The 25,740-nt window shown below is 59.3% G+C and carries 25 protein-coding genes and 1 riboswitch; of the genes, 13 read left to right on the top strand and 12 right to left on the bottom strand.

The genetic code is table 11. The annotated features are described in order from the left end of the window. Positions 1–91: 91 nt before the first annotated feature. From ACYJRZ_RS01180 to olsC, 8 genes are all read left to right on the top strand, one after another. Positions 92–1,180: an ABC transporter ATP-binding protein gene (locus tag ACYJRZ_RS01180; protein ID WP_459455283.1), complete on the top strand. Its 1,089-nt coding sequence runs from the start codon at positions 92–94 to the stop codon at positions 1,178–1,180. A gap of 96 nt (positions 1,181–1,276) precedes the next feature. Next, positions 1,277–1,840: a TetR/AcrR family transcriptional regulator gene (locus ACYJRZ_RS01185; protein WP_459455285.1), complete on the top strand. Its 564-nt coding sequence runs from the start codon at positions 1,277–1,279 to the stop codon at positions 1,838–1,840. 19 nt (positions 1,841–1,859) lie between these two features. Then, entirely contained in the window at positions 1,860–2,201 is a 342-nt protein-coding gene (locus ACYJRZ_RS01190) for a DMT family transporter (protein ID WP_285173182.1), read from the top strand. A gap of 164 nt (positions 2,202–2,365) precedes the next feature. Continuing rightward, positions 2,366–3,151 carry a ThuA domain-containing protein gene (locus ACYJRZ_RS01195; protein ID WP_459455287.1) on the top strand — a complete coding sequence of 262 codons (786 nt, stop codon included), beginning with the start codon at positions 2,366–2,368 and terminating at the stop codon, positions 3,149–3,151. 8 nt (positions 3,152–3,159) lie between these two features. Beyond that, positions 3,160–4,203: a Gfo/Idh/MocA family protein gene (locus ACYJRZ_RS01200; protein WP_459455289.1), complete on the top strand. Its 1,044-nt coding sequence runs from the start codon at positions 3,160–3,162 to the stop codon at positions 4,201–4,203. 62 nt (positions 4,204–4,265) lie between these two features. Next, entirely contained in the window at positions 4,266–5,096 is an 831-nt protein-coding gene (locus tag ACYJRZ_RS01205; protein ID WP_459455291.1) for a class I SAM-dependent methyltransferase, read from the top strand. Between the two features lie 43 nt (positions 5,097–5,139). Further along, positions 5,140–5,228: riboswitch (Fluoride riboswitch) on the top strand. A gap of 115 nt (positions 5,229–5,343) precedes the next feature. Then, on the top strand, positions 5,344–6,714 hold the full coding sequence (locus ACYJRZ_RS01210; RefSeq protein WP_459455293.1) for a voltage-gated chloride channel family protein: 1,371 nt from the start codon (positions 5,344–5,346) through the stop codon (positions 6,712–6,714). A 450-nt stretch (positions 6,715–7,164) separates the two neighbouring features. Next, positions 7,165–8,010, top strand: a complete 846-nt coding sequence (gene olsC, locus ACYJRZ_RS01215; protein WP_459455295.1) for an ornithine lipid ester-linked acyl 2-hydroxylase OlsC — start codon at positions 7,165–7,167, stop codon at positions 8,008–8,010. Positions 8,011–8,138: 128 nt separating this feature from the next. Here olsC and ACYJRZ_RS01220 read toward each other — a convergent pair whose 3' ends face one another. Both ACYJRZ_RS01220 and olsE read right to left on the bottom strand, forming a co-directional pair. Continuing rightward, a complete protein-coding gene (locus ACYJRZ_RS01220; protein ID WP_459455297.1) occupies positions 8,139–11,462 on the bottom strand; it encodes a thiamine pyrophosphate-dependent enzyme in 3,324 nt (1,107 codons plus the stop codon). 223 nt (positions 11,463–11,685) lie between these two features. Then, a complete protein-coding gene (olsE, locus tag ACYJRZ_RS01225) occupies positions 11,686–12,681 on the bottom strand; it encodes an ornithine lipid hydroxylase OlsE (RefSeq protein WP_459455299.1) in 996 nt (331 codons plus the stop codon). Between the two features lie 131 nt (positions 12,682–12,812). Between olsE and aac(6') the strand changes: the two genes are divergently transcribed. Beyond that, positions 12,813–13,253: an aminoglycoside 6'-N-acetyltransferase gene (gene aac(6') / locus ACYJRZ_RS01230; RefSeq protein WP_459455301.1), complete on the top strand. Its 441-nt coding sequence runs from the start codon at positions 12,813–12,815 to the stop codon at positions 13,251–13,253. A 21-nt stretch (positions 13,254–13,274) separates the two neighbouring features. On the opposite strand, the gene ACYJRZ_RS01235 is transcribed toward aac(6'), so the two are convergent. Both ACYJRZ_RS01235 and ACYJRZ_RS01240 read right to left on the bottom strand, forming a co-directional pair. Continuing rightward, positions 13,275–13,937, bottom strand: a complete 663-nt coding sequence (locus ACYJRZ_RS01235) for a GNAT family N-acetyltransferase (RefSeq protein ID WP_459455303.1) — start codon at positions 13,935–13,937, stop codon at positions 13,275–13,277. A 29-nt stretch (positions 13,938–13,966) separates the two neighbouring features. Beyond that, positions 13,967–14,650: a pyridoxamine 5'-phosphate oxidase family protein gene (locus ACYJRZ_RS01240; RefSeq protein ID WP_459455305.1), complete on the bottom strand. Its 684-nt coding sequence runs from the start codon at positions 14,648–14,650 to the stop codon at positions 13,967–13,969. Positions 14,651–14,745: 95 nt separating this feature from the next. Between ACYJRZ_RS01240 and pdxR the strand changes: the two genes are divergently transcribed. Beyond that, positions 14,746–16,170, top strand: a complete 1,425-nt coding sequence (gene pdxR / locus ACYJRZ_RS01245) for a MocR-like pyridoxine biosynthesis transcription factor PdxR (RefSeq protein WP_459455307.1) — start codon at positions 14,746–14,748, stop codon at positions 16,168–16,170. Here pdxR and ACYJRZ_RS01250 read toward each other — a convergent pair. Beyond that, positions 16,160–17,023 (bottom strand): helix-turn-helix domain-containing protein, encoded by an 864-nt coding sequence (locus ACYJRZ_RS01250; RefSeq protein WP_459455309.1) that lies wholly within the window; start codon positions 17,021–17,023, stop codon positions 16,160–16,162. The genes pdxR and ACYJRZ_RS01250 overlap by 11 nt on opposite strands. A 132-nt stretch (positions 17,024–17,155) precedes the next feature. Between ACYJRZ_RS01250 and ACYJRZ_RS01255 the strand changes: the two genes are divergently transcribed. Beyond that, complete coding sequence (locus ACYJRZ_RS01255) at positions 17,156–18,091, top strand: phytanoyl-CoA dioxygenase family protein (RefSeq protein ID WP_459455311.1); 936 nt, start codon at positions 17,156–17,158, stop codon at positions 18,089–18,091. Between the two features lie 89 nt (positions 18,092–18,180). On the opposite strand, the gene ACYJRZ_RS01260 is transcribed toward ACYJRZ_RS01255, so the two are convergent. The 5 genes from ACYJRZ_RS01260 to ACYJRZ_RS01280 form a co-directional block, all read right to left on the bottom strand. Continuing rightward, the gene (locus ACYJRZ_RS01260; protein ID WP_459455313.1) at positions 18,181–18,762 is read right to left on the bottom strand and encodes a histidine phosphatase family protein; all 582 of its coding nucleotides are present in this window, start codon (positions 18,760–18,762) and stop codon (positions 18,181–18,183) included. 131 nt (positions 18,763–18,893) lie between these two features. Continuing rightward, positions 18,894–19,100 (bottom strand): hypothetical protein, encoded by a 207-nt coding sequence (locus ACYJRZ_RS01265; RefSeq protein WP_459455315.1) that lies wholly within the window; start codon positions 19,098–19,100, stop codon positions 18,894–18,896. Then, complete coding sequence (locus ACYJRZ_RS01270) at positions 19,097–19,843, bottom strand: COG4280 domain-containing protein (protein WP_459455317.1); 747 nt, start codon at positions 19,841–19,843, stop codon at positions 19,097–19,099. Before ACYJRZ_RS01270 ends, ACYJRZ_RS01265 begins: the two co-directional genes overlap by 4 nt. Positions 19,844–19,975: 132 nt before the next feature. Beyond that, positions 19,976–20,872, bottom strand: coding sequence for a MurR/RpiR family transcriptional regulator (locus ACYJRZ_RS01275; protein ID WP_459455319.1), 897 nt, complete (start codon positions 20,870–20,872; stop codon positions 19,976–19,978). A gap of 151 nt (positions 20,873–21,023) precedes the next feature. Further along, the gene (locus tag ACYJRZ_RS01280; protein WP_459455320.1) at positions 21,024–22,061 is read right to left on the bottom strand and encodes an LLM class flavin-dependent oxidoreductase; all 1,038 of its coding nucleotides are present in this window, start codon (positions 22,059–22,061) and stop codon (positions 21,024–21,026) included. A 220-nt stretch (positions 22,062–22,281) separates the two neighbouring features. Between ACYJRZ_RS01280 and ACYJRZ_RS01285 the strand changes: the two genes are divergently transcribed. After that, the gene (locus ACYJRZ_RS01285) at positions 22,282–22,641 is read left to right on the top strand and encodes a cupin domain-containing protein (protein WP_459455322.1); all 360 of its coding nucleotides are present in this window, start codon (positions 22,282–22,284) and stop codon (positions 22,639–22,641) included. Between the two features lie 58 nt (positions 22,642–22,699). On the opposite strand, the gene ACYJRZ_RS01290 is transcribed toward ACYJRZ_RS01285, so the two are convergent. After that, positions 22,700–24,361 carry a phosphoethanolamine transferase gene (locus ACYJRZ_RS01290; protein WP_459455324.1) on the bottom strand — a complete coding sequence of 554 codons (1,662 nt, stop codon included), beginning with the start codon at positions 24,359–24,361 and terminating at the stop codon, positions 22,700–22,702. A gap of 244 nt (positions 24,362–24,605) precedes the next feature. Between ACYJRZ_RS01290 and ACYJRZ_RS01295 the strand changes: the two genes are divergently transcribed. Then, entirely contained in the window at positions 24,606–24,992 is a 387-nt protein-coding gene (locus ACYJRZ_RS01295; RefSeq protein ID WP_459455326.1) for a response regulator, read from the top strand. 18 nt (positions 24,993–25,010) lie between these two features. Here the strand turns inward: ACYJRZ_RS01295 and ACYJRZ_RS01300 are convergent, their stop codons facing one another. Further along, positions 25,011–25,712: a phosphatase PAP2 family protein gene (locus ACYJRZ_RS01300; RefSeq protein ID WP_459455328.1), complete on the bottom strand. Its 702-nt coding sequence runs from the start codon at positions 25,710–25,712 to the stop codon at positions 25,011–25,013. Between the last annotated feature and the right edge of the window lie 28 nt (positions 25,713–25,740).

Genomic DNA, 25,740 nt, shown 5'->3' on the forward strand with positions numbered 1-25,740 from the left:
CCAATGCGGAAGCCCCGTTCGGCGACAGCCGCCGGGCGGGGTACAACGAATGGCAAGTTCGATAAATTCGATTTTCCGCGGGAGGCGTAAAGTGGCAGGAATCAATATCAAATCCCTCACCAAGCATTTCGGTGCCGTGCAGGTTCTGAACGACATCGATCTGACGATAGAGCGTGGCGAATTCGTCGTCTTTCTCGGCGGCTCGGGCTGCGGCAAGTCGACCTTGCTGCGCATGATCGCTGGTCTCGAGACGATCACCAGCGGCGAGATATGGATCGGCGGAAAGCGGGTCGACCAGCTGCCGCCGGGCGAGCGCGGCGTATCGATGGTCTTTCAGTCCTACGCGCTCTATCCGCACATGACCGTTCGCGACAACATGTCCTTCGGCTTGAAAAATATCAAAACGCCCAAGCATGAGATCGCAAGACGCATCGAAGAAGCGGCAAAGATCCTGGAAATGCCGCACCTTCTCGATCGCAAGCCCTCGGCACTCTCCGGCGGCCAGCGCCAGCGTGTCGCGATCGGCCGCGCCATCGTGCGCGAGCCGGATGTCTTCCTTTTCGATGAGCCGCTCTCCAACCTCGATGCCGGCCTGCGTACCCGTACGCGCGTGGAACTGGCGCAATTGCATGAGCGGCTGGGCGCAACGATGGTTTTCGTCACCCACGACCAGGTAGAGGCGATGACGCTTGCCGACCGTATCGTGCTGCTCAACAACAAGAAGATCGAACAGGTGGCGACTCCTGTCGAGATCTACACGCGGCCGGCTACGCGCTATGTCGCCCAGTTCGTCGGCTCACCCGGCATGAACTTCATCAACATAGCTGATGTTGGCGAGGCGGGCGGATTGGCGACGGCAACGCTGCCGGATGGTTCGGTCATCAAGACGGCGATCGCGCTCAATGGCCTTGCGAATTCCGGACTGACGCTCGGCATCCGTCCGGAGCATCTGGTCGTGACGACGGCGGGGAAGGGCGATATTGGTGGTCAGGTCGAGACCATCGAACGCCTGGGCGACCGTTCGCTCGTTCACGTCCGGCTCAAGGATGGCTCGAAGATTATCGGCACGGATCCCGGCATGACGACAATCACAACCGGCTCGCCGATCGCCTTCACAGTCGATGCAACAAAGGTCAGCATCTTCGATGAGAACGATGCTGCTCATCATTCCGTAAACTAAGGAGGGAGGGACACAAAGATCAGCTACATTCGATAAGCTTTAGAGGCGATCAAGTAGATCGTTGACGAAACCGTCCAACTGGTATGTTATGTCGCCATGTCCACCGCGCACCACAGAAAGAAGCAGCCCATGTTCGTACGCCAGCAGTTGCTGGAGGTGGCGGCGCGCCTTGCTTCCGAAAAAGGGATGACGGCGGTGACGCTGGATGCCGTTTCCGGCGCCTCCGGTGTCAGCAAAGGTGGATTGCTGCATCACTTCCCCAGCAAGCACATGCTGCTGGAGGCGCTGTTCGACAGCCTGCTGGAGCGGCTGGACGCTGCGATCGAGGAAGCAATGCGCGCCGACCCGTTGCCGCATGGCCGCTTTACCCGCGCTTATCTGCATGCCTGTCTGGCGCTGCGAGACCAACCGCAGGGCACCAAGGATTGGGCGCAGGTGACGATGGTGCTGCTCACCGAACCGCAATTGCGGCAGCGTTGGCATGAGTGGGTGCGCGAGCGCAGCGAGGAATATGTCGGTACGGATTCCTCGGTGGATGCGGCGATCGTCAGATTGGCGGCCGATGGGATATGGCTTGCCGACCTGCTCGGCAGCCACGAGTTGGACGAGAGCGCCCGTCAAAAGCTGATCGACCGGTTGATCGAGCTGACGCAGCTCTAACCTTATCGGAGACAATGGAATGGCGAACGCATCCGTCTATGCAATGCTGCTGGTCGCGATCGTGCTGGAAGTGATCGGCACCACGGCATTGCAGATGTCGCAGCAGTTCACCCGCCTTGGCCCGACAGTGGTTCTGGTGATCTGCTATACGGCCGCCTTCTATTGTCTTTCGGTGACGTTGCGCGTCATCCCGGTGGGCATCGCCTATGCCATCTGGAGCGCGCTCGGCATCGTGCTGATTTCGATGGTGGGGGTCGTGCTTTTCCGTCAGAAACTCGATCTGGCAGCGATCATCGGCCTCGCTCTCATTATCGCCGGCGTGCTCGTCGTCAACCTCTTTTCAAAATCCGTGTCACACTGAAAACAGAGGTGTTGTTCATGTTGGTTTTTGCCTTTGTCAAATCGCTTTGAACCCTTTATGTCTTGGGTCGAACGGGCTGACGAAGGCTTGAAATGCGGCGCTTTCCCAAAGCGCTTTGGATCGCATAACCTATTCAATCTCAATGGTATTAGAGGAGTGCCGTAATGACTATTCGGGCCGTCGTTTGGGGGGAGAACATTCATGAGCAGACAAACAAGGTCGTCGCCGAGATCTATCCGGAAGGCATGCATAACACCATCGCCAAGGCACTGAATGTCGATGCCGGCATTAAGGCGACCACGGCAACGCTGCAGGAGCCGGAACATGGCCTCAGTGAAGCGCGTCTTAAGGATACCGACGTCCTTCTGTGGTGGGGGCACAAGGACCATGGCGCCGTCAAGGACGAAATCGTCGAGCGCGTGGCAAAGCGGGTGTGGGAAGGCATGGGCCTCATCGTCCTGCATTCGGGCCATTTCTCCAAGGTCTTCAAGCGCCTGATGGGGACGCCCTGCGCGCTGAAATGGCGCGAAGCCGGTGAGCGCGAGCGCCTCTGGGTCATCAATCCCCGCCACCCGATCGCCGCCGGGCTCGGCGAGCATTTCGAGCTTGAGAACGAGGAAATGTATGGTGAGCAGTTCTCCGTTCCAGAGCCGCTGGAAACCGTGTTCATCTCATGGTTCCAGGGTGGCGAAGTCTTCCGTTCGGGCATGACCTGGCGTCGCGGCGCCGGCAACATCTTCTATTTCCGTCCTGGCCATGAGACCTATCCGACCTATCACAACGGCACCGTTCAAAAGGTCCTGATCAATTCCGTGAAATGGGCCCACAACCCGCTCGGGATCCAGGCCAACATCCATGATGCGCCGAATGTGCCGGTTGAAAAGGCACTGGAGCCGATCGTCGAACGCGGCCCGAAACTACACCAGGCCGGCGAAGCCGGTTATCGCTGAGGTATCATATGCGTCTTATAGTAGTTGGCACGGGCGGCATGGCAAAGAACCATGTGGAGCATTTCGCCCGCATTCCTGGCGTCGAAATCGTCGGCGCCGTCGATACGGATGCGACGAGGCTCACCGCCTTTTGCGATACGTTCGATATTAAGAAGCGCTTCTCATCGCTGGACGAGGCGCTGGCCTGGGGCGAGTTCGATTCGGTGACTAACGTCACGCCGGACAAGGCTCACAATCCGACGACGCTTCCGCTGCTCGCCGCCGGCAAGCATGTTCTCTGCGAGAAGCCTCTCGCGGAGAATTATGAAAAGGCGCTCGAGATGACGGAAGCTGCCGAAAGGGCAGGGGTCGTCAACATGGTCAACCTGACCTACCGCAATGTCGCACAGCTACAGAAGGCGCGCGAGATGGTGATTTCGGGCGAGATCGGCACCGTCAAGCATGTGGAGGCGTCCTACCTCCAGAGCTGGCTCGTCTCCAAGGCCTGGGGCGACTGGCGCAGCGAGTCCAAGTGGCTTTGGCGGCTGTCGACGGGGCATGGCTCGAACGGCGTTCTCGGCGATATCGGCATCCATATCCTCGACTTCGCCGCCTATGGCGCCGCGACCGATATCGATCACGTCTTTGCCCGTCTCAAAACCTTCGCCAAGGCTCCCGGCGAGCGCATCGGCGAATATACGCTCGATGCGAATGACAGCTTCTCGATGTCGGTCGATTTCGCCAACGGCGCGCTCGGCGTCGTGCATGCGAGCCGCTGGGCGACGGGGCACTTGAATGAGCTGAAGCTTCGCATCTATGGCGAGCGCGGCGGCCTGGAGGTGTCGCATAGCCCCAATGGTTCTGAACTGCGCGGTTGCCTTGGCGAAGATACCGAAACCGCGACCTGGAAGGTTATCGAGGTGCCGCCGGTCCTGACCAACTACCAGCGTTTCGCCGAGGCTGTGATGACCGGCAGCAGCCAGGATCCGAGCTTCCGCCATGCCGCCAACTTGCAGCGCGTGCTGGATCTTGCCATGGTGACGGAAGTTGAACGGCGCGAGCTGAAGGTCTGATGGCGCTGCAGTCGTTTAATATGCAATAGGCCACCTTCGGGCCAAGCCTTGGGAGTGCATGCATGTCCACCGAGGAAAAGGTTGCCAGCCACTACACGCATGGATCGCTAGAAACGGCGATCCTGCAAACTCTTGCGGCCGACGGCAAGGATATCGACAATCTTCGCATCCGCGATCTGGCTGATATCGATGAGTTCCATCTGGGGCGACATGCGGCGACGGTGGATTTCGCGAGGGATCTCGATCTTTCCGCAGGCTTACGGCTTGCCGACATCGGGTCGGGGCTGGGCGGGCCTGCCCGCCACTTTGCCGATTCCTATGGATGCATCGTATCGGGTATCGATCTCACCGAAGAATTCGTTCAGGTCGCCAATTCACTGACGGCTCGGTGTGGTCTGGCGGACCAAGCCTCCTTCCGGCAGGGGAGCGCCTTGGCGCTGCCTTTCGAGAGCGGCAGCTTCGACCGCGCGACGCTCATCCATGTCGGCATGAATATCGAGGACAAGGCGAGACTGTTCGGGGAGATCAGGCGCATTCTCAAGCCGGGCGGTCGTTTCGGTCTCTATGAAATCATGCAGATGCGTGACGGCACACTCCCCTTTCCCATGCCCTGGGCTATGGAGCAGGGGACGAGCTTCGTCCGCAGCCCCGATGTCTATCGTCATCTGCTTGACGAAGCCGGTTTCGCGGTTGAGCTCGAGCAGGATCGCAGTGCTCTCGTAATTCGGCTGGCGCATGAAGCGCGCGCAAGGGCCGCCGCGGCTGGCGAGGTGCGAGACCAGGGTGTCCGTACGCTGATGGGTCCGCGGGCTGGCGAGCGCATGAGCAATGTCAGCGTGTCGGTCGAGGGCGGCCTGCTTGCGCCGATCGAGATGATTGCCCGGGCGGTGTGACGGCTGCTGCCCGTTGACAGCGGCGGGCCTGTTTCTGTATGGAAAATATAATGGTAATGGATTTCTGCCGGGCCATGGTGGCCGAACCGCTGCTCTGATTTCTCCAGGGAAGCTGATGACTCCTACTCAACACGCCTGAAAGGCGAAGGAGTAGAGTCGTGTCCGTTAACCTACCGTTATCCCGCTCCTGCTTCCTGTTCACTGTCCCCGGAAGACCATGCATCGGTTTCGCGGGAGGGGCAAACTGATGTCCGTATCCGCTTATTTTCATCATCGTTTTCAGCAATTTCGCAGCCTGTTCAAATGGATCGTTCTCGTGGTGCCGATGGCTGTGGTCGTCGGCTCGCTCTGCGCACTGTTTCTCTGGAGCCTCGACAAGGCAACAGCTGCGCGCTTCGATCATCCCTGGCTTATCTTTCTTATGCCCGTTGCCGGTTTCCTGATGGTGCTGGTCTACCAGCATTTCGGCCGGGGTTCGGAGGGCGGCAACAATCTGATCGTCGATCAGATCCACGAGCCCGGCGGCGGCGTGCCGCTGCGCATGGCGCCCTTCATCCTGGTTTCGACGGTTCTGACGCATCTGGTCGGCGGTTCTGCGGGTCGGGAAGGGACGGCGGTGCAGCTTGGCGGCAGCATTGCCAGCGCCTTTGCAAGAGTTTTCCGGCTTAGCCATGCCGAGGTCCGCATTCTCCTTATGGCCGGCATCGCCGCCGGCTTCGGTGCGGTCTTCGGCACGCCGATCGCCGGCGCCGTCTTCGCTCTCGAAGTTTTGACGATCGGGCGGATGCAATATGAGGCACTGATCCCGAGCCTTGCGGCAGCGATCACAGCCGACTGGACGTGCCATGCCTGGGGCATCGAGCATATCCAATACAACATCGGCTACCTTGCCGGCACGCCGGCCGGCATGTTCCATCTCGATGCGCTGCTACTCATCAAGGTCGGCATCGCCGGCGTGGTCTTTGGCCTGATGGCGCGCTCATTCAGCGAGGTTTCGCATCGGGCGTCCACGGCATTCAAGCGGCTCTGCGCCTACGCGCCGCTCAGGCCTGTCATCGCCAGTGCGATCTTGATCGGTCTCGTCTATCTGCTCGGCACGCGGCAATATCTCGGGCTTGGCGTCTGGTCGCCCAATCCAAGCGATGCCACGATCCTCGGTTTCTTCGATGCTGCCCGTGTCAATTACTGGAGCTGGTTTTGGAAGGCAGTCTTTACCATCGTAACGCTGAGCGCCGGTTTCAAGGGCGGGGAGGTGACGCCTTTGTTCTTCATCGGTGCGGCACTCGGCAATGCGCTTGCCGCCATTCTCGGTGCGCCGGCCGATCTTTTTGCCGCGTTGGGCTTTGTCGCCGTCTTTGCCGGTGCCACCAATACGCCGCTTGCCTGCATGATCATGGGTATCGAGCTTTTTGGCGCGACGCATACAGTCTATCTCGCCGTCGCATGCTTCCTTGCCTATATCTGCAGCGGGCATACCAGCATCTATCTGTCGCAGCGGCTCGGCATCGCCAAAAGCGCTGCTTTCGATAACATCCCAGCCGAAACGCCGCTTCGCCATATTCGCGAGCGCGGCTTGAAGACGCGGCGGGAAAATGCCCATAAGGTCGGAAAGGTCTGACGCAAGGACGGCTGGAAAGCGTCACTCTTTTGGGGGGCAGCCAATGGATGCCGGCCATCGCCTATGTCAGCTTGTCGGTTTTCCTGTCGATCGGGGCTTTGATGGCAAGACTTGCAATTGTCCGGCTAATAATTCAGGTTCAAACGGCATAGTGATTGGAGATCGGCAGATTTCGCCGCATTTTTGCCGATTCCGAGGTGAAACCCTCTCGAGAATCGCGGAGATTCCACGACAAACCACAGCTCGTTGCGAACGGACTCTCTTGCGAAATTCGACTAATCAACTCATATAATCGCCTATTAAGATCACCGCATAACACAAGGAGTCGGGCGTCGATCAGGATAAGCACCGGCAAAGCATTCCCAATGACAAGCCTGTTCTCGCTCCGGGATTCGCATGCGGATTCCCCGGGCAACTTCCTCCCGGACCGCACCGCCCCAAAAGACAGACATGACGGAGAGTCCCTTGAGCGCACCTGCTCCCACTTCCAACCAATCTCCTGCTCCGGAACAGACTTTCGGTACCGCCGGTATCGCGCCGATGGACCGACCGAGCGCCATGACCCGCTTTTTCATGGGCATCGTTGCTTGGGCTGAAAGCCTCAATCTGAAATATGCCAAGCTCGGCAATCCGCCGGTCTATGACACCGCGACCTTCCCTTGGGCGGCCGAGATCGAAAAGGACTTTCCCGCCATTCGTGCTGAACTTGAGAAGGTGTTGCTGCGCCAGAGCGAGCTGCCGACCTTCCAGGATATCTCCACCGACGTGAAGACCATCTCCACCGACACCCGCTGGAAAACCTTTTTCCTTCTCGGTTTCGGCGTGAAGTCCGAACAGAACATCAAGGCATGCCCGAATACCTGGGCGGCCGTGCAGAAGATCCCCGGCCTGACGACAGCGATGTTCTCGATCTTCGAGCCGGGTAAGCACCTTCCCGCGCATCGCGGCCCCTACAATGGCGTGCTTCGCCTGCATCTCGGCCTTATCGTGCCCGAGCCGAATGACAAGCTCGCCATCCGCGTCGACAAGCAGGTTTGCCACTGGCAGGAAGGCAAGGCGCTGATCTTCGATGACGCCTATGAGCACGAAGCCTGGAACCATACCGACAAGACCCGCGTGGTACTTTTTGTCGATTTCGTCAAGCCGCTGAAATTCCCGGCCCGCTTCATCAACTGGGCTCTGATGAACCTGGCGATCTTCACGCCGTTCATCAAGGAAGGCCTCGACAATCACAAGGAATGGGAAAAGAAGTTTTACGCTGAAGCAGAGGCATTCAGAAACCGCCCTAAGCCCTGATTGCATCGCTTCGCAGATCTTACGAAAAAACCTCGGAATCCTGAAGGATTCCGAGGTTTTTCTTTAAGCGTTCAAACGCGCTGTTAATCAGGCTTATGCGTCGCCTTGGTGTGGTTGCAGCCTTCTTTTTACTTCACTGTTCTGACGATAGCCGCACCCGCCGTCATGCCACCGCCGAAAGCCACGAGACCTAGGTTGAGTGGTTCGGAACGCTCATGGGCGACATGCAGCATGGCGAGCGGAATGCTCGACGAGCTGGTGTTGCCATAAGTTTCGATGACGCTGAGGGCCGGGCGGCCGCTGCGCTTGGCAATCGTGTCGATAATGCGCTGGTTGGCCTGGTGCGGCACGAGCAGATCGAGATTGGCAAGCTCGATGCCGGCATCGACGCAGGCGTTTTCGATCGAGCGCGTCATCGAATGCACGGCCTCGGTGAATACCGAGCGGCCGTTCATCGCGATAACGCCATCGTCCGGCAGCGGAACGTAGAGTAGATCGCCCGGTTCCGGCCGGCCGCTGACGATCGGGCGGCTTGCGGTGAAGAGCGGATTGCGCGCCATGTCGCGGCTGGTCACGAGGCTGGCGGTCGCGGCATCGCCGAAGAGGATCGCGGTAGAGAAATCATTCATGTCGAGCAGCGGCGACAGAACTTCCGAGGTGATGATGAGCACCTTGGCGTCGTTCTGCTGGGCAATGAAATCATAGGCTTGCTGCAGAGCGTAGAGATAGCCGGAGCAGGCGGCACCCATGTCGTAGGCGGCCAGCGACGGCCGCACGCCATCCTCGGCGACGGCAACTGCGACGCGGCTTGCGAGCGACGGCGTGGCGATGTCGGGCGTTCCGGTGGCGGCGATCACCAGATCGACATCGTGGATCGACATCTGGTTCTGCTTGAGGAGATCGCGGGCGGCCTTCGTCGCAAGGCTCAGTGTACCTTCCTCAGGCCCGACCCAGAAGCGGCTCTTGATGCCCGTCAGCGCCAGGATTTCGTCAGCGCGGCGGTTCGGCCAATTATGGATGATCTCTTCGTTGGTGACGCGGCGGGCGCCGGTGGCGATGCCAATGCCGTTGATGACGACTTCCGAGAAGCTGCCGGTGTGGCGGCGCAGCGTCGGGATGACATGCGACTTCAGCCGGCGCAGCACGAACTTGTTCTGGATCTCGGAGGCGAGCGCAAAATTCTGTTCGCTGAGATCACGGTTGGCATCGACGGTCAGAAGCGGGCTGTCGGTGGCGATCTGGTCGCCGATCTTGGCGAAGACCTCCTGCACGACGCCTCCGATATTGGCACAGATTTCGACCGAGGCCTTCGTCGCCTCGACGACGGCAACAAGCTGGCCGACTTCGATCTTGTCGCCGGGCTTGACGAACAGATCGGTTACGAGGACGTTCTCGTCTGCCGGGCCGGAGCCGATCGCCTTGATCGCCGCCGTCGGGCCGCTGTCATCCTCTTCGTGCCAGGTAACCTCGCATTCCAGGACTTCGGCCATCAGATCGACCAGCTTGCGATAGGAGGGCAGCGTTTCGAGCTGGTTGCGGAAATTAAAGGGAATATGGGCGTCCGAGCGAGCAAGCCGACGCACAACGACCGGTACATCGGTCTTTTCGGTGACGGTCGCTATGATTTCCGCGCCCATTCCGACGGTGCGATTGTCTTCATGAACAACGATCAGGCGGCGGGTGCGCCGTGCGCTCGCCAGCACTTCCTTTTCATCCCATGGCGAGATCGAACGCAGATCGATCACCTCGACGGAGAAGCCCTGGGCCTCGAAGGCGCTGGCGGCATTGGCGCAGAGCGAAACCGTGTTGCCGTAGCTGACGAGCGTGATGTCGCGGCCGCGTGCAACATGGCGTGACAGGCCGGGATGGACGAAATGCTTGTCGATATCCTCGGAGGTGCGGCCGTCGGAATTGTTGAGGACGGCCTTCGGGTAGAGGAAAACGGTTGGGCGTCGCGACTCGAAGGCGGCATTCAGCAGACCGGCGGCATCGCCGGCACTGGAGGGCATGACGACGTCGATGCCTGGTGTATGCGCCAGCATCCCCTCGAAGCTTTGGGCGTGGAACGGGCCGAGGCCGGGCTTGTAGCCGCCGCAACTCACCATCAGGATGACGGGTGCTTCCCAGGCGCCATTGCTGCGCCAGAACATGCTGCCCATTTCAGAGACGATCTGATTATAGGCAAGCGGCAGGAAATCGGCAAACTGCAGGAAGGCGACGGGACGCTGTCCGGCCAGCGCTCGGCCGACGGCGGTGCCGACGATTGTCGATTCGGTGAGGGCGGCATTGCGCACGCGGTCGGGATATTTCGTGCTCAGGCCGCGGGTGACGCCGAAAACATCGCCTTTCGGATCTTCAATATCCTGCCCGAATAGGACGACTTCGGGATTGGCGGCCAGCTGCTTGTCCAGAACGACATTCAGCGCCTCGCGCATCGTCAGCGTCGAGGCGGTCTCATTACCGCGATATTCTGCCTTCTTGTCGAAGGAAGCAGGGTAAGGAGCTTTGGCTTCCGGCTCGACCTTGGGGGCGTCTTCCTTGCGGGCAAGGGCGGCCTCCGCCTGCACTTCCGCAATCAATTCCCTCTCGATCTCTCGCAGAGCATTGGCGTCGACACCGGCTTTGTGCAGCATTGCCCGCAGGTTCGGCAGCGGGTCGCGCGAGGAGCCGGCCTCGATTTCGAGCAGGGTGCGATAGGTCTTCTGATCGTCGGCATTGGTGTGGTCGGAAAGACGCTCGACATTCAGAAGCACGATGCTTGGCGTGCGGTTGTTGCGGCTGTGACGGATGGCCTTGCGGAAGGCGTCGCGCGATGCGGTGAGATCGTCGCCATCCGTGCGGATGATATCGATGCCGTAGAAAGAAGAGGCGGGGCCAGCAGGTAGGTCGAAGAAGGTCTGCTTGCCCGTGCGTGTAGAAATCGAGAAGCTGTTATCCTCGATAATGAAGACGACGGGATACTGGCTGCGCACGGCCTCGGCGACGGCTTCGAGGAATTCGCCTTGCTGCGTAGTGCCGTCGCCGACGCAACAGATGGCAATCGGCATTCCGGGCTTGTGCTTCAGGGAAGCCGCGACGCCGACCGCATGCAGAGCATTGTTGCCGACCGGTCCGACGATCGATGTGATGTTGAGGGCGCGGGAGGAAAGATGCGCGCTCATCTGACGGCCGGCGGAATGGGAATTGGCTGTTGCAAGCAAGCTGGAGAAGAACTCACGAATGGGCATGCCGCGCGCCAGCATCAGGGCTTTGTCGCGATAATGCAGATGCAGCCAGTCGTCGTCCTGAAGGAATTCGTTGAGCAGCGCCGTAGACTCGTGTCCGGCGCCGGAAACATGAAAATGTGCTATGCCTTGCTTAATGAATTCTCTCTCAAGGCGATCTATTTCTCGAGAAATGAAAAATATTCTATGAAGTTGCTTAAGGTATTCTGTGGCAAACCTCCCTTCCATCTCAATGATTTTCCTGATCTTTCATCTAAATCAACTGCAGGGACCTAGGTAGACCCCTGGACTGCCTTTTTCAATACACGTTAAATGACAATATCTTCCCGGTTTGAAACCGAAATACGTGAATTGCCGGGCGGAAATTTTCGCGATGTTTCTATCCACAGGCATGCGTCGATAAACGCAACCGTCCATACGATGAGCATCGTTGCATTTTTTTGAAGCGATCTTAGCCAGATTTGCGGACCGTGGTGCTGCTGTTTCGCCTTGCAGCAGCGGCCTTTGCAGCCTGTTCTTCCTGCAGGATCAATTCCTTCGGCTTCTTGCCAATGATCTCCTTGCGGCCCTTTTTCGAGAAGGGCTGAACGAGCTGGGCGAGGAAGCCCTTGGCGACCTTGCCGGTGATGCCGATATCGGTGGAGGAAGGCCGCGGCGGATTGTAGAAGGTGCCGAGAAGCTGATCCCAGATCACGAGGTTTTCCCCATAATTCGTATTTCCCTCGGCCAGAATCTTGGAATGATGCCAGCGATGCAGGCGGGGAGTGGAGAATATGAGGTCCAGTGGGCCGGTGCGCATATCGACATTGCAATGGGTCAAGAGGCCGATGAAGGCCGTGACCGCGCCGATCCAGAGGAAGACCGGCAGCGGCGCGCCGAGGAGATAAAGCGGAATCTGACCGAGCGCGATCTTGAACAGCGTGTCGATGACGTGAAAGCGGCCGGTATTGATAACCCAGAGGCGCTCGACGCTGTGATGCAGGGCATGGAACCGCCACAGCGACAGATGCTCATGCGCCAGGCGATGCGCCATATAGAGGCCGAATTCGGCGATGACGAGACCAAGCACGACCTGGAAGGCCATAGGCCATTGATCGGGCCAGAAATGCGAATGGTAGCTCAGCGCCGGCTGTGCGACGGTTGCAACGGCCATGGGGAAGGACGTGCCGATCGCAGCGGCGATCTGCACACCGCCCTTGTTCAGCAGAGTGTGGGCGATATCGTTAAAGGTCTCGCCATCGCGTTTCTGCCAAGTCTTCTCGTAGGGCATCAACCGCTCGAAGAGAGCAATGACGGCTACCGTCGAAAGATAGACGACATTGAACCAGAGAAGATGCATATCCGACTGGAAGGCGAAATAGGCTGCCGTTAGTCCACCGCAGAGGATGGCAGGCCACAAAAGGGAGGAAACAGCAGCGTAAAGACGCGAACTGCTTTGAAATGTCATTCCATCAACCTCAGATTCTGATCGGCGAAATAGCGCGTGAATATGCGCGATATGTAGCGCGATGATTGTGGAGTCGAAAGCGAAATTTTTCCGTTGGCCAGCAAGAGGCCGTTGGATAGGAGATCAAGATAATGCGCATAGAACGGGCGGCAGACGAACATCTGGAGGCGTGGGCGCGGTTGCGCGTCGAACTTTGGCCCCATAGTTCGCTCGAACATCATCACGCGGAACTGGCGCAAATTCGCGCTGATGAAAATGCCGCTGCGTTTGTTGCAATCGATTCTGCCGGTCATGTCGTCGGTTTTGCCGAAGCGACATTGCGGCACGATTACGTCAATGGCTGCGAGACTTCGCCGGTCCTGTTTCTGGAGGGCATCTATATGCGTCCCGAAGATCGGCGCGGAGGGACGGCGCGGGCGCTTTGCGAGGCTGTCGCCGCATGGGGGCGGCAAGCCGGCTGCACGGAGTTTGCCTCGGATGCATTGATCGACAACCTTGCAAGCCACGCCTTCCATGCCGCGCTTGGTTTCGTCGAAACCAGGCGCGTGGTCTATTTCCGAAAGCTGCTTTAGGCCGGAGCTACAGGACTGTGCCTAGGCGAATGTCAATTTCGTTTTCTGCTGGCCAGCCTCATCGAAATTCTCCCGATTCAGCCAGCGCTCGTAGCCGGCCTTCAGGCGCGGCCAGTCGGCGTCGATCATGGCAAACCAGGCGGTGTCGCGGTTCTGGCCCTTGGCGACCATGTGCTGGCGGAAAATTCCTTCGAAGGTGAAACCAAAGCGTTCGGCTGCCCGCTTCGAGGGTTCGTTGAGGTTGTTGCACTTCCACTCGAAGCGGCGATAGCCGAGCCTGTCGAAGACGTAGGATGCGAACAGATAGAGCGTCTCCGTGGTCACCCGGCTGCGGGCGATGACAGGTCCCCAGAGGATGCTGCCGATCTCGATGACGCCATGCGTGCTGTCGATGCGCATCAATGCCTGCCGGCCTTCGGCCCGCCCTGTACGCTTGTCGATCGTCGTGAAGAAGAGTGGATCGGTGGTGGACGCGGCTTTCTCGAGCCAGGGCGAAAAGGCGGCGCGATCGGCCGGCGCATCCTCGAAGAGATAGCGGAAACGATCTTCCGCTCCGGGGGCGCGGGCCGAGGCAAAGAGATCGTCGCCATGGCGGGCCGCGTCGAGCGGCTCGATCCGGGCGTAGCGGCCTTCAAGAGTAATACGCTCGGGGCGGGCGACGCCCTTCCAATTCGTCAGGTCCATGTCGAAGTCCTTTGGTCATCAAATGCAGTTCAGCGAAGCCGGCCGGATTGTATCAGCTCCGCCAGGGATTGTGGCAGTTCCATTCCGTCGGGCAAGCCGGGGGCGGGCTGTGGCGATACCAGGCGGCTTTCGATGGGCAGAACGCCAGCCCAGACGGGATGATCCGCCTCGTCCATATCGCCCGGCGGCCCGTTGCGGACCTTGGCGGAGGCCTCGTCGATTTTCATCCGCATGACCGTGGTCGCCTTGACCTCCTGCTGGGTCATCGGTCTGAGGCTATTCCAGCGGCCGGGAAACAGGTTTTCGATCAGGCAGCGCAGCGCATTGGTCTTCGCGTCGGGATCATCGACCAGCCGCGCCGTACCGAAGACCATGACCGAACGATAGTTGACCGAGTGATTGAAGGCGGAACGGGCCATCACATAGCCGTCCATGATGCTGCAGGTCAGGCAGACCGGCATATCCTCGGCGGCGCGCAGGAAGCGGCTGGCGGACGAGCCGTGCCAGTAGACATACTCACCCTCGCGCCAATGCAGGGTCGGCGTCACATAGGGCGCACCGTCGATGACATAACCGACATGACAGAGCGGGGCTGCATCCAGAATGGCGTGGACATCTGCATGGGCGTGGCTGCCGCGCTTCGGGCTGCGCCGCACGCGGGTACGCTCGGTGGTCTGATAGGTCTTGGTATCGGGCGCGCTAAGATCGGCCATATCTTTCCTCATTGATTGAGCGTTGATCTCTGGCAGCAAAGAGGTAGGCTACAAACGGCCAGTTTCTTGATTCTTAGCAGACCAGTTGAGGTTTCATGGCATCGGTGGCGCAATGGCCGGCACTCGACCGGGGCTCGGGTGACCTAGAGGGGCAAGTCTATCGCCTGATGCGCGATCGTATCCTGCATGGGCAGATGACGGCGGGGCAGCGCGTGCCGTCGACGCGGATGATGGCGCTCTCGCTCGGCGTTGCGCGTTCGACAGTGGTCAATGCCTATGATCGTCTGAAGGCAGAGGGCTACTTACAATCGGCGACCGGTGCTGCAACGCGCGTTGCAGCCTTTCCCTCGGCACCCTTGTCCGGTCAGGCTGCTGCGCCATTGCCGAACCAGCCGCGCGTTACCGAGTTCAAAACCGGAGGATTGTACGAGCCGGGTGTCCCGGATGTATCAGCCTTTCCGCATGCTGCCTGGGCGCGTTGTCTTGCTGCCCGCGGCCGCTCGTTGCGGGTACACGACCTTGGCTATAGTGATCACGGTGGTATCCGCCAACTGCGCGAAGCTATCCTCGACCATATCGCTGCGACGCGTGGCGTTATTGCCCGGCCCGAACAGGTGGTGGTCGTCCCGTCCACCGGTGCCGCCGTCGGGTTGCTAGCGAGCGTGTTGCTTCAGCCCGATTATCCGGGCGACATCGCCTGGATGGAGGACCCGGGCTATGCCAGCGCGCAAGCGATCCTGCAGATGGCTGGGGCCAGCCTGGTGCCGGTACCTTGCGATGCCGACGGCATCGATATCGCGCAAGGGGCCGGGCCGTCGCCGCGGTTGATCTACGTTACCCCTTCGCATCAGTATCCGACCGGCGTCACCATGAGCCTGCAGCGCCGTCTCGCCTTGCTGGAATTCGCCCGGGCCAATGGTGCGATCGTGCTGGAAGACGATTACGACAGCGAGTTCCAATATGCCTCGCGGCCGATCGCCGCCTTGCAAGGTATCGATCGCAGCGAAGTGGTCGCCTATATCGGGACCTTCTCGAAGACGCTCGCGCCCGGCCTGCGCGTTGCCTATGCTGTCGTGCCGTCCAGGCTGGTGGCGGCGGCCGAGGCGGCGCAGCGGCTCCGAGGCACCGTCGTGCCTGTTCATATCCAGGCTGCCCTTGCCGATTTCATGCGCGAGGGGCGGTTTCGTGCGCATCTGAGGCAGATGAACGCCATTTATGCGGAGCGCATGGCGGCGACTGTCGAAGCACTCAATCGTCACTGCGGCAACTGGTTGGAGGTCGGAGCGGGTGGCGGCGGGTTGCAGCTGGCAAGCTGGTTCCGCGATACAAAGACCGATGATGTCGCCGTCGCGCGGATGATCAACGCCAATGGCTTCGCAGTGCGGCCGATCTCCGCGCTGTATCTTGGGGTTGCGCGACCCGGACTGCTGCTTGGCATCGCCCGCATGGAAGCTCAAGCTGCAGATGCTGCAGCGGCAAGGATTGCCCGGCTGCTTGCGACAATGCCCTTCAACGCCTGAGGAACATCGCCCGATATTCGCGCGGCGTCATGCCTTTCAGCGCCCTGAACTGCCTGTTGAAATTGGCAAGCGAGGCATAGCCGACGGCATCGCTGATGTGGTGCACGGCTTGATCCGTGGAGGAGAGGCGGGCGCAGGCGTCGCCGATGCGCATGCGCATGAGATAGTTCGATATCGTTCCGCCGGTATGGCGGCGAAACATGCGGTGCAGGCCGGAGACGCTGAGAGCCGCGATATCGGCCAGCTCATCGAGGCTGATCGCGCGGGCATAGTGCAGATGCATATGGGTCAGGACGCGGTCGATGCGCTCGCGGCTCTCCTTGAGATCCGGAGCCTGCGCCGGAGCGCCGGCGAGGGGCGTCGCGTACCGGTCTTCCGCGACCCTCACCAGAATGCTGAGCAAAGCCAGAAGGCGCTCCACGGGAGGCTTATCGAAAATGGTTTCGAAGGCGGAGCGCACTGCAGCGGAGGTTGCCTCCGAAAAGCGTAAGCCTTTGTCACCACGCTGCAGCATCGTTTCGATCGATCGGAATTCGACGGCACCGCCCGTTATCTGCAAAAGCCAGTCGCGATTGAACCACAGCACCAGTGCGATATGCGGCTTTTCTTCCTCGATCTTGGCGCGCGAAACCCAACTGTGCGGGAGATTGGGGCCGACGAGAACGAGATCGACGTCACCATAGTCGTCACTGTGATCGCCGATGAAGCGCTGGCCGATGGAATTCAGCGTCAGTGTCAGCTCGAATTCCGGATGGTGGTGCCATTGGAACGGAATGCAGTCGTCAAGCCTGCGGTTCAGCATGCTCCAGGATGCTTCCGGCGAACGGGGTAGGACTTCGAGATAGGGCCTCATGGGGCGTCCATAATATGGTGGATGCCAGAATAGTATCAGGGCTGGCCAGAACCGGGCAACATCGAAACCCCAGTTGAAGCTACAAGTTTTCCGTCACCCGAAACCAAAGGGTCAGTGAGATGGAGGAAACTTATGCAGCCTGCCTTGAAACGAGACGCGCACCCGACTGCATCAGCGGTTACGACGCAACTGAAGGATATCCGGAAGACATTGCCGCTCAGGGTGCTGTCGAAGGACGATTGGCAGCATTGGGTCACGAAGGGCTATGTGATCGTGCGGCAGGCTGTGCCGGCTTCGAATGTCGAGCGGCTTGTCGAGCTTTTGTGGCGTTTTGACGAGAAGGATCCGAACGATCCCTCCACCTGGTATGCGCCGCAGCGGCGCGAGCACAAGATGAAGGAGCTCAACAATACCGGCATGCTGGAGATTTATAATCACCAGTACCTTTGGGACAACCGTATGGAAAAGCGGATCTACGATGTCTTCGTCGATATATGGGATCGCGAGGATTTGTGGGTCACCATCGATCGCGCCAATCTCAATCCGCCGAAGAAGGTGAAGGGCAACCCGAACGGCTTCATTCATTGGGACGTCGATACTTCTATCCGGCCGCTGCCGATCGGCGTGCAAGGTGTTCTCAGCCTGAAGAAGCAGGATGGCGATGTCGGTGGATTCCAGTGCGTGCCGGAACTCTTCGAGCATTTCGAAGAATGGGAAAAGACGCAGCCCGCGGATCGTGATCCCATGCATCCCGATATGACGGGTCTCTCGGTCGTCAATATCGACATGGAGCCGGGCGACCTGATGATCTTCAACTCACTGCTGGCCCACGGCGTTCGTCCCAACCATTCCGACAATCGCGTTCGCATGGCGCAATATATCTCCATGCATCCAGCAGAATACGACAATATCGCCGAGCGCGAGGAACGGATCCGTCTGTGGCGGGAACTGGATTCCCCGAAGCGCGACGCCTTTCCCGGCGATCCCCGCGAATGGGAAAAGCACAATGCGACGACGGCCGAACTGACGCCGCTCGGCGAGAAGCTGCTGGGTCTAAAGGCCTGGTAGCGGCGGGAGGCCGACTTCCAGAAAAACATCGAGCGGCCCTGAGGTCGCTCGAAACGTTTGTGGCGATTTGACGGAAAGGCGCAGGACCGTCAGATTTCATTCCAGCGGCGGATGACCGGTTCGGTCAGGTCATGCTCATAGCCGAGCACGCTGATGCTCGTGGTATCGAGAACCAGATGCTCACCGCCTTGCGGTGGCAAGCCGACCCAGCGGGCGGCGAAGACGCGCAGGAAATGGGCACTGGAGAAGATCAGGACGGAGCCGTTGATACCGCGAAGTTCACCGATGATCCGGTCTGCGCGAGTGCCTACGTCGGCTGCAGATTCGCCATTTGGGCAGCCATCGCGAAAGACCTGCCAGCCGGGACGTTCGGCAAGGATCGCCTTCGTGGTGATGCCCTCATAGGCACCGTAATCCCACTCCGCCAGATCCTCTTTGACGACGCGGCGGTCACCGAAGCCAGCCAGCGCGCAGGTGTTTTGTGCGCGCTGCGACGGGCTGGACCAGACGGCGGCGAAATCGATCTGGGGTAGGCGAGCGGCGAGCTTGCGGGCAGCTTCTTCGCCGGCAGCGGTGAGCGGAATATCGGTGCGGCCGGTATGCCGGCCGGAGAGGCTCCACTCCGTCTGTCCGTGGCGTACCAGATAGACTTCGGGATAGGCGCTGCTCATGCCGTTTCTCCTTTGCATTTGCCGTGCAAAATTCTTCGCATCTGCGAAAGCGTCTGTCGAGAGCTAGAGCGGATTTCCACCTGACCTGATAACCTTCTGTCAATCCAAGCTCTTGCAGGGAGTTGTGAATCTCATCGTTTCACGGCGCGGCGGACGCTGTAGAGCAGAATGGCGAGGCAGCCGATCAGCAGAAGAAGGCCGCCCGCAAGCGGTGGCAAGGCGAGAAACTCCACCGCTCCGGCAATCAAGAGGATAAGAATGAGGCAGAGCGTGGCGAGGCTGCCATCATCGATGAACATGCTGACCAGCTCGGAAAGGGCAATACGCAGGACGGTCATTGGGCTGCCTTTGCTGTTGCGTTGCCGCGCATGGCGCGAATGATGGCGTAGGAGGCAAGCGAGACGATCGCGAAGATGCCGATCAAGGCGAGATCCTCTCCCGGCCAACGGGCGCCGATGCCTTCGCCGGTCCAGAAGATGCCGAAGCTTGTCAGCATCAGGCCGACGACGAATTTAAGGGTGTTTTCCGGTACGCTGGCAAGCGGACGATGCACCAGCAGCCCGATCAGCATCACAAGTATGAAAGCGGCCAGCGCGCCCAGGCCGGCATAGAGCGTAAGTCCATGTGCCCCACCGACGGCGATGACGATGAATACGACTTCGACACCTTCCAGCAGCACTGCCTTAAAGGCGGCGAGGCCGGCTAGATAATCGGCGTGACGGTCTGAAGATTGTGCCTTTAGTACCGCCGTCTCCTTCGAAAAAGCCGCTTCCTCGTCATGCAGGGCGATGACGCCGAGCGAACGGAGGATTGCTTTGCGCAGCCAGCGCATGCCGAACAGGATCAGCAGAACGCCGACGAAGAACTGCAGTATTGCGATCGGGATCAGCGCGAGCAGCGGTCCGAAGATGAGAACGAGCGCCGCCAGCACGGCTAGCGCAAGCGCGGCGCCGGTCAATGCCGGGCGCCAGCTTCGCGTGACGCCAACGGCAAGAACGATGGTGAAGGCTTCCACGACTTCGACAAACGAGCCGAGGAAAGATGCCGTCACGGTGGAGAGAATGGGCGTGAGGCTGTTCATGAATTGATTCCCGAATGACGGTTAGGGCATTGAATGTGAATGGTATTTTCCGGACGATTACTCTTCATGTCTTGGATGAGCGGAGGCTTGGCCAAATGTCGGTACTGTGTGTGCGCTGCACTTTGGCGTCGTTCACTTGTGTTTCCTCGTGCCGCGTTTGCTCCATGATTTATCGAGCGCGCCACGCAGCTGGCTGAGTTGATCGAGGCTGTCGATGGCGGTATCCTTGGCTTTGGCGGCTAGCGCGACAATCAAGGATTCAATCAGTACCATCGTGCCCGCATGCATGGCGAGATGGCCGGCATTGCCGCGCGGAACGGGGAGGACTTCAGCCACCTTGTCGGCAATCTGTAAGCCGAGATCATCGCTGATCAGGATGACCGGCACATCATGCTTGCCGGCCTGCTCAAGCAGTACTTTGGCTTCGCGGTAGAGCGGCGCATAGGCGATCATCAGCACCACGTCATCCTTGCCGATCCAAAGCAGGCGATCGGCGAGCGCTATGCCGGAGGCCGAGAGCGCACTGCTCGGCAGGCCGATGCGATTGAACTGAAGACTGGCATAGTCCGCAACGGCGCCCGAAGGGCCGATGCCGAAGATGTGACGTCGCGCTGCGCTCGCCAGAATATCGACACAGCGTTCGAAGCTTACGGCAAACTCCTCGCGTCGCAGAACATCCAAAGCTTGCTCGTGTATCCCGATGACATAGTGAAGCGCATCGCTGGCCCGGCTGCCCGTTTCAGCCAGCGTGCGTTGCATCCTCGTTCCGGGGGATGGCGTTCCGGTCAGCTCCTCAAGCAGAGCGGCCCGCAGCGTCGGCAGGTTTTCGAAACCGAGGGCACGGGCGGTGCGGACGACGGTCGCGTCGCTGGTGCCGGCGAGCTGTGCGATCTGGGCTGCTGAATTCAACAGGGCTGTCTGCTTCTGTTCGATGAAGAAGCGGGCGATGCGTTGCTCGGCCGGTGTCAGCGTTTCGATCGCGGCGATGACGCGGTCTTCGAAAGTGTGAGGTCTTGTCTGCTCGGTCATGGGAAATCGTCATTCTGTAGTAGTTGCTACTGAATTTATTATTTGTAGCATTTACTGCAGAAAAATGACAGCGCAAAACAATAGGCGCCTCGCCGTTTAGCGAAGCGCCCTTTTGCGTGCATCGAAAGGTCGGCGCGGGAGCTGGCTGCGACTATTCCGCCAGGGCAGCGCGCACGGCCGGGATCACCTTCTGGCCGTAGAGTTCGATACAGCGCAGCATCTTGTCATGGCCGAGTGCGCCGGCACTGTACTTCAGCTGGAAGCGGTCGATGCCGAGCGTCTTGACCACCGGGGCGAGCTTGGCGGCGACCGTTTCCGGCGACCCGACATAGAGCGATCCCTTTTCAATCTCGTTGTCGAACTCAGCGCGCGTCATGGGCGGCCAGCCACGCTCGCGGCCGATGCGGTCTCGCATCGCCTTGAAGCAGGGCCAAAGTTCCTCACGCGCCTGCTCGTCCGTTTCGGCGATATAGCCCGGCGAATGGATGCCGATCGGCTTGACGGGTTTGCCGAGCTGCTCGTAGGCGCGATGATAGAGATCGACATAGGGCTGGAAACGATAAGGACTGCCGCCGATGATTGCCAGCATCAGCGGCAGATCATAATGAGCGGCGCGCACCACCGATTCCGGGCTGCCGCCGACGCCGATCCAGGTCTTCAACTGACCGCTCTCGATCGTCGGAAAGACCTTCTGATTGTGCAGTGGCGGGCGGATGCTGCCTTGCCAGTTCACCGGCTCATTCTTGAGCAGGGCCGCGAACAGATCCAGCTTTTCCTCGAATAGCTGCTCGTACTGCGACAGCTCGAAGCCAAACAGCGGGAAGGATTCCGTAAACGAGCCGCGGCCGAGGATGACCTCGGCGCGGCCATTCGAAACCGCGTTTAGGCTGGAGAAGCGCTGAAACACGCGGATCGGATCGTCCGAGCTCAGCACCGTCACGGCGGATCCCAAGTGGATTTTCGATGTACGGCTGGCGATGGCGGCCAGGATCGTTTCGGGCGAGGAGACCGCAAAATCCTCGCGATGATGCTCGCCTATGCCGAAGAAGTCGATGCCAAGCCGATCGGCAAGGACACCTTCTTCGACGACATTGCGCAACACCTGCGCATGCGGCAGGGGCGCGCCCGTGTCGTCAAAGGTCACGTCGCCGAAAGTATCCAGGCCGAATTCGACATTGCTTGTCGTCATGATTTTTCCTGTCATGTGTCGAATGATAATGTTGGGACAGCATGTAGTGTCGCTTTCGATCATCCACTACCCGGAAAGTTTCGGCTGAAATCTTCGAAGAATTCGATATGCCGATGGCAACGGCGATGCTGGCGTTGCGATCGGTAGTATTCACGCCAATATTAGCTCCGAAGTGAGCGCAGTTGGATCAAGGAGGAAACACATTGCCGCACTGAAAAAGGTGAACCTTACCAAAGCTTTTGCAGCCTTCGATGAGACATGGAGCCCACGCGTCGGCGGCGATATCAATGATTTTCAGATCAAGCTCACCAAGCTGGAAGGTGCATTCCATTGGCACCATCATGAGGAAGAGGATGAGCTCTTCCTCGTCGTCAAAGGCACGCTGCGCATGAAGCTGCGTGAGGAAAACGGCGGCGATATCGTCCTTGGCCCTGGCGAATACATCATCGTTCCGCATGGGGTGGAGCATTGCCCGGTCGCCGAGCCGACCTGCGAAGTCGTGCTGTTCGAGCGCAATACGACGCTCAATACCGGCAATGTCGAAAACGAGCGGACGATCCGCGAACCGAAACGCCTTTAGGTGCAGCAATCGTCCGGCGGCTCCGTCGGAAAGAAGTCGCCGGACATCGTCTAGCCTGTCATTTCAATGCCAGCTTGTTCGATGGGGTGCGGCAGCTGGCGAACACGTCGAGGCTCGGATCATAGACCTTCGTCGAGACGTCCATCATGCCGAGAACGCTGTGGAAGATGTTGTCGTGAGAGTAGGTACCTTCGGTGGCGTGCTTTGCAAGGCAGGCCATATCGAAACCGGCGGCCTTGGCGAGATCATCGGCCATCCATACCAGCATCGGCACATGCGTCTGCTGTGAAGGGGCGATGAAATAGGGCGTGCCGTGTAGATAGATGCCGTTTTCACCGAGCGACTCGCCGTGATCGGAGAAATAGAGCACGGAGCCAGATATCGAGTTCGAGCGCTGCTTCAGCTTGTCGATGACCATGGCGACGATGTGATCCGTATAGAGGATCGTATTGTCATAGGCGTTGGTGATTTCCTCCTGTGAGCAGGAGCTGAAGTCGTTGGAGCGGCAATCCGGCCGGAAACGACGGAATTCTTCCGGGTAGCGCTGATAGTAGGCGGGGCCGTGACTGCCGAGCTGGTGCAGCACCAGCACGCTGTCGCCCTTCACCTTGTCCAGCCAGCCGTCGATCTTGTCGACGAGGATCTCGTCCTTGCATTCGCCGTCCTGGCAGAAGCGCGGATCGGCAGAGTGTGGCAGAAAGGTGTATGAAACGCGATTGGTGACGTCGTAGCTGCCCGTGTCATTGTCGAGCCAGGTCACGTCGACCTTGGCGTGGGTCAGGACATCGAGCAGGTTTTCCGTCTCCAATCCCTTGCGATGGCTGTATTGTTCGCGCGTGTAGACCGAGAAGAGGCAAGGTATGGAGGTTGCTGTCGCCGTACCGCAGCTGCTCGTATCCGGAAAATAGACAACATTGCGCTTTGCCAGTTCCGGATTGGTCATCTTGGCATAACCGCCGAGCGAGAAATTCTGCGCGCGCGCGGTTTCGCCCGCAACAATGATCGTCACGCGCGGTTTGCCTTTGTCGACGGCGCCGACCCTGCGGGCATCAGTGCCCAATGGCTCAGCCACGACGTTTGCATTCCTTTGCGCATCGATGACGTACCGCACGGCGCTTGTGATCGGCATCACGGGATTGAGCGTATCCATCATATCCCGGTGAGCGCGGCCGATGCCGGCATAGGTCTTGTAGAACGTCGTTCCTGCGGCGACGAAGATCGCCGAACAGGCGAGGATGACTGCGGTATTGTAGGCGAGCTTCTTGAGGATCGGACGATGGACGATCCGAATCCACACGATGGCTAGGGACGGCAAGACGCCTGTCAGCAAGACATAGGTGATGAAGCGCGTCGTGATCAGATGGCCGCTTTCCGCCCCTGTCGACACGGCCGCGTTGCGGATCATCTCCTTGTCGATGATGACGCCGAACTGGTCGTTGAACCAGGAAGACACTGAAGCAACCAGCACGAAGAAGATAAGAACTGGCTTCGTCACGTATTTGGCGGAGAAGAACGTGAAGAGCGCCATGATCGCCGCAGAGATACCAACGACGAAAGCGGCGAATGCGGCCGGCTCGGCGGTGAAATAACCGTAGGCCTTTGTCCAGAACATCCGGTTTGTCACAAGGAGTACATAAAGCGTCGTTACAAGGCATAGCGTGATGCTGCCGATCGCTGGCGCGAACTTTTGTCGGCCAGATGCTGCTTTTTCGTTGGTCAATGATCATCTCCGAGGCATGGGCTGGCGGCTGACGCAGAAAAGCCCATAGCTGCAGGTGCGCTTTGGCTAAAGCCGGGCAACATGGTGATCAATCCTGACATTTACCTGAACGGCGAGTTGTTGCGCGGCGCCATTTCGGCGCAAATTCTCACCGTTTTTCCTTTTTGCCGATGCCACATCGAAAGTTCAGGTTGTCGTCAGAAATACGTCTCATAGGTTTCCGATTGCAATTGGGAATGCAATCGTGCGGCTTCTTTTGGTCGAAGACAACACTCACATAGGCAATGCCGTACAGGATCACCTGAATGCGGACGGCTGGTCGGTCGACTGGTCCGTGGATCTGGAATCCGCCAAGCTGGCAATGGCGGCCGAAGCCCACGATGTGATGCTTCTCGATCTTCGATTGCCCGATGGCAGCGGGCTCGATCTGCTCAAGCTCCTGGACGCGCAGGGGGATGCGACCCCGGTCATTGTCATGTCGGCCTATGATCAGTTGTCGGATCAGATGACGGCCATGGATATCGGCGCCGTCGATTATCTGGTGAAGCCCTTTGCGCTGAGTGAAATGGCGGTTCGTGTCCGTAAGGCGGCAAAGCGCAGCCGTCTGATTCGCATGCGCAATGCCGGCTGAGCCGGGATAGCTTCAGGATTAGGCCCGCGTCGCCGACCGCAGGAAATCGATCGCGGCTATGGCTGCGGCAAAGACCACCAGAGACAAAAGCCAGCCAAGTACTGCATCCGATAGGTAATGAGCTCCCGTCATCACGCGCATGGTCGGCATCATGATCGAGATGACGGCAAGTGGGATACCTGCGGAGAGGCGCAAGCGCGGCGGCAGAAGCAGCACGAGACAAAGCAGCCAGCCGCCGGATGATGCCTCGCCAGACACGAAGGAACAGTTTGCAAGACACCGACCGGCGAAGGAGCCTGCCTGAACGAAATCCAGCGAGCCGCCGAAGAGATCCGTGCTGCGCGGCCGCGGTCTGCCGCCATATGCTTTAAGCAGCGCGTTCACGATGAGGCCGCAGCCTATGGCAAGCGATATCAGTGCGGCGATATAGCGGTCCGTTTTCACTGTCTGCCAGCCAGCGCCGTATTTCCACCAGGATGAAATCAGGGCGGCGAATAAGACAAGAATGGCAATGTATGGCAGGGCAAGCGTCACCTCCCGCACGATCCTGAGGAGAGGGTTCTTGGCGAGGGTAAAGCTACCGCAGACGTTACCGACGGAGGTCGCTGATGCACAAGGCTCCGCCGTGAAGACGCTTCTTGCAACGGCAATATCGATGCCTGGAAATCGATAGAAGACAAACAGCAGCGCCCACCAGAGAACGAACAGCGCGAGAGACACAAAAAAGTATCTGCTTACCGGCGCGTTC

The organism is Rhizobium sp. No.120 (assembly GCF_054558365.1).

Excerpts from the sequence above, each read along its gene's own strand:
- ACYJRZ_RS01220 (WP_459455297.1), bottom strand. The coding sequence starts at position 11,462 with ATGGAAGGGAGGTTTGCCACAGAATACCTTAAGCAACTTCATAGAATA.
- ACYJRZ_RS01250 (WP_459455309.1), bottom strand. The coding sequence starts at position 17,023 with ATGAGGCCCTATCTCGAAGTCCTACCCCGTTCGCCGGAAGCATCCTGG.
- ACYJRZ_RS01205 (WP_459455291.1), top strand. The coding sequence starts at position 4,266 with ATGTCCACCGAGGAAAAGGTTGCCAGCCACTACACGCATGGATCGCTA.
- olsE (WP_459455299.1), bottom strand. The coding sequence starts at position 12,681 with ATGACATTTCAAAGCAGTTCGCGTCTTTACGCTGCTGTTTCCTCCCTT.
- olsC (WP_459455295.1), top strand. The coding sequence starts at position 7,165 with ATGACGGAGAGTCCCTTGAGCGCACCTGCTCCCACTTCCAACCAATCT.
- ACYJRZ_RS01260 (WP_459455313.1), bottom strand. The coding sequence starts at position 18,762 with ATGAGCAGCGCCTATCCCGAAGTCTATCTGGTACGCCACGGACAGACG.
- ACYJRZ_RS01270 (WP_459455317.1), bottom strand. The coding sequence starts at position 19,843 with ATGAACAGCCTCACGCCCATTCTCTCCACCGTGACGGCATCTTTCCTC.
- ACYJRZ_RS01235 (WP_459455303.1), bottom strand. The coding sequence starts at position 13,937 with ATGGACCTGACGAATTGGAAGGGCGTCGCCCGCCCCGAGCGTATTACT.
- ACYJRZ_RS01255 (WP_459455311.1), top strand. The coding sequence starts at position 17,156 with ATGCAGCCTGCCTTGAAACGAGACGCGCACCCGACTGCATCAGCGGTT.
- ACYJRZ_RS01265 (WP_459455315.1), bottom strand. The coding sequence starts at position 19,100 with ATGACCGTCCTGCGTATTGCCCTTTCCGAGCTGGTCAGCATGTTCATC.
- ACYJRZ_RS01185 (WP_459455285.1), top strand. The coding sequence starts at position 1,277 with ATGTCCACCGCGCACCACAGAAAGAAGCAGCCCATGTTCGTACGCCAG.
- ACYJRZ_RS01190 (WP_285173182.1), top strand. The coding sequence starts at position 1,860 with ATGGCGAACGCATCCGTCTATGCAATGCTGCTGGTCGCGATCGTGCTG.
- pdxR (WP_459455307.1), top strand. The coding sequence starts at position 14,746 with ATGGCATCGGTGGCGCAATGGCCGGCACTCGACCGGGGCTCGGGTGAC.
- ACYJRZ_RS01280 (WP_459455320.1), bottom strand. The coding sequence starts at position 22,061 with ATGACGACAAGCAATGTCGAATTCGGCCTGGATACTTTCGGCGACGTG.
- ACYJRZ_RS01240 (WP_459455305.1), bottom strand. The coding sequence starts at position 14,650 with ATGGCCGATCTTAGCGCGCCCGATACCAAGACCTATCAGACCACCGAG.
- ACYJRZ_RS01195 (WP_459455287.1), top strand. The coding sequence starts at position 2,366 with ATGACTATTCGGGCCGTCGTTTGGGGGGAGAACATTCATGAGCAGACA.
- ACYJRZ_RS01200 (WP_459455289.1), top strand. The coding sequence starts at position 3,160 with ATGCGTCTTATAGTAGTTGGCACGGGCGGCATGGCAAAGAACCATGTG.
- ACYJRZ_RS01275 (WP_459455319.1), bottom strand. The coding sequence starts at position 20,872 with ATGACCGAGCAGACAAGACCTCACACTTTCGAAGACCGCGTCATCGCC.
- ACYJRZ_RS01210 (WP_459455293.1), top strand. The coding sequence starts at position 5,344 with ATGTCCGTATCCGCTTATTTTCATCATCGTTTTCAGCAATTTCGCAGC.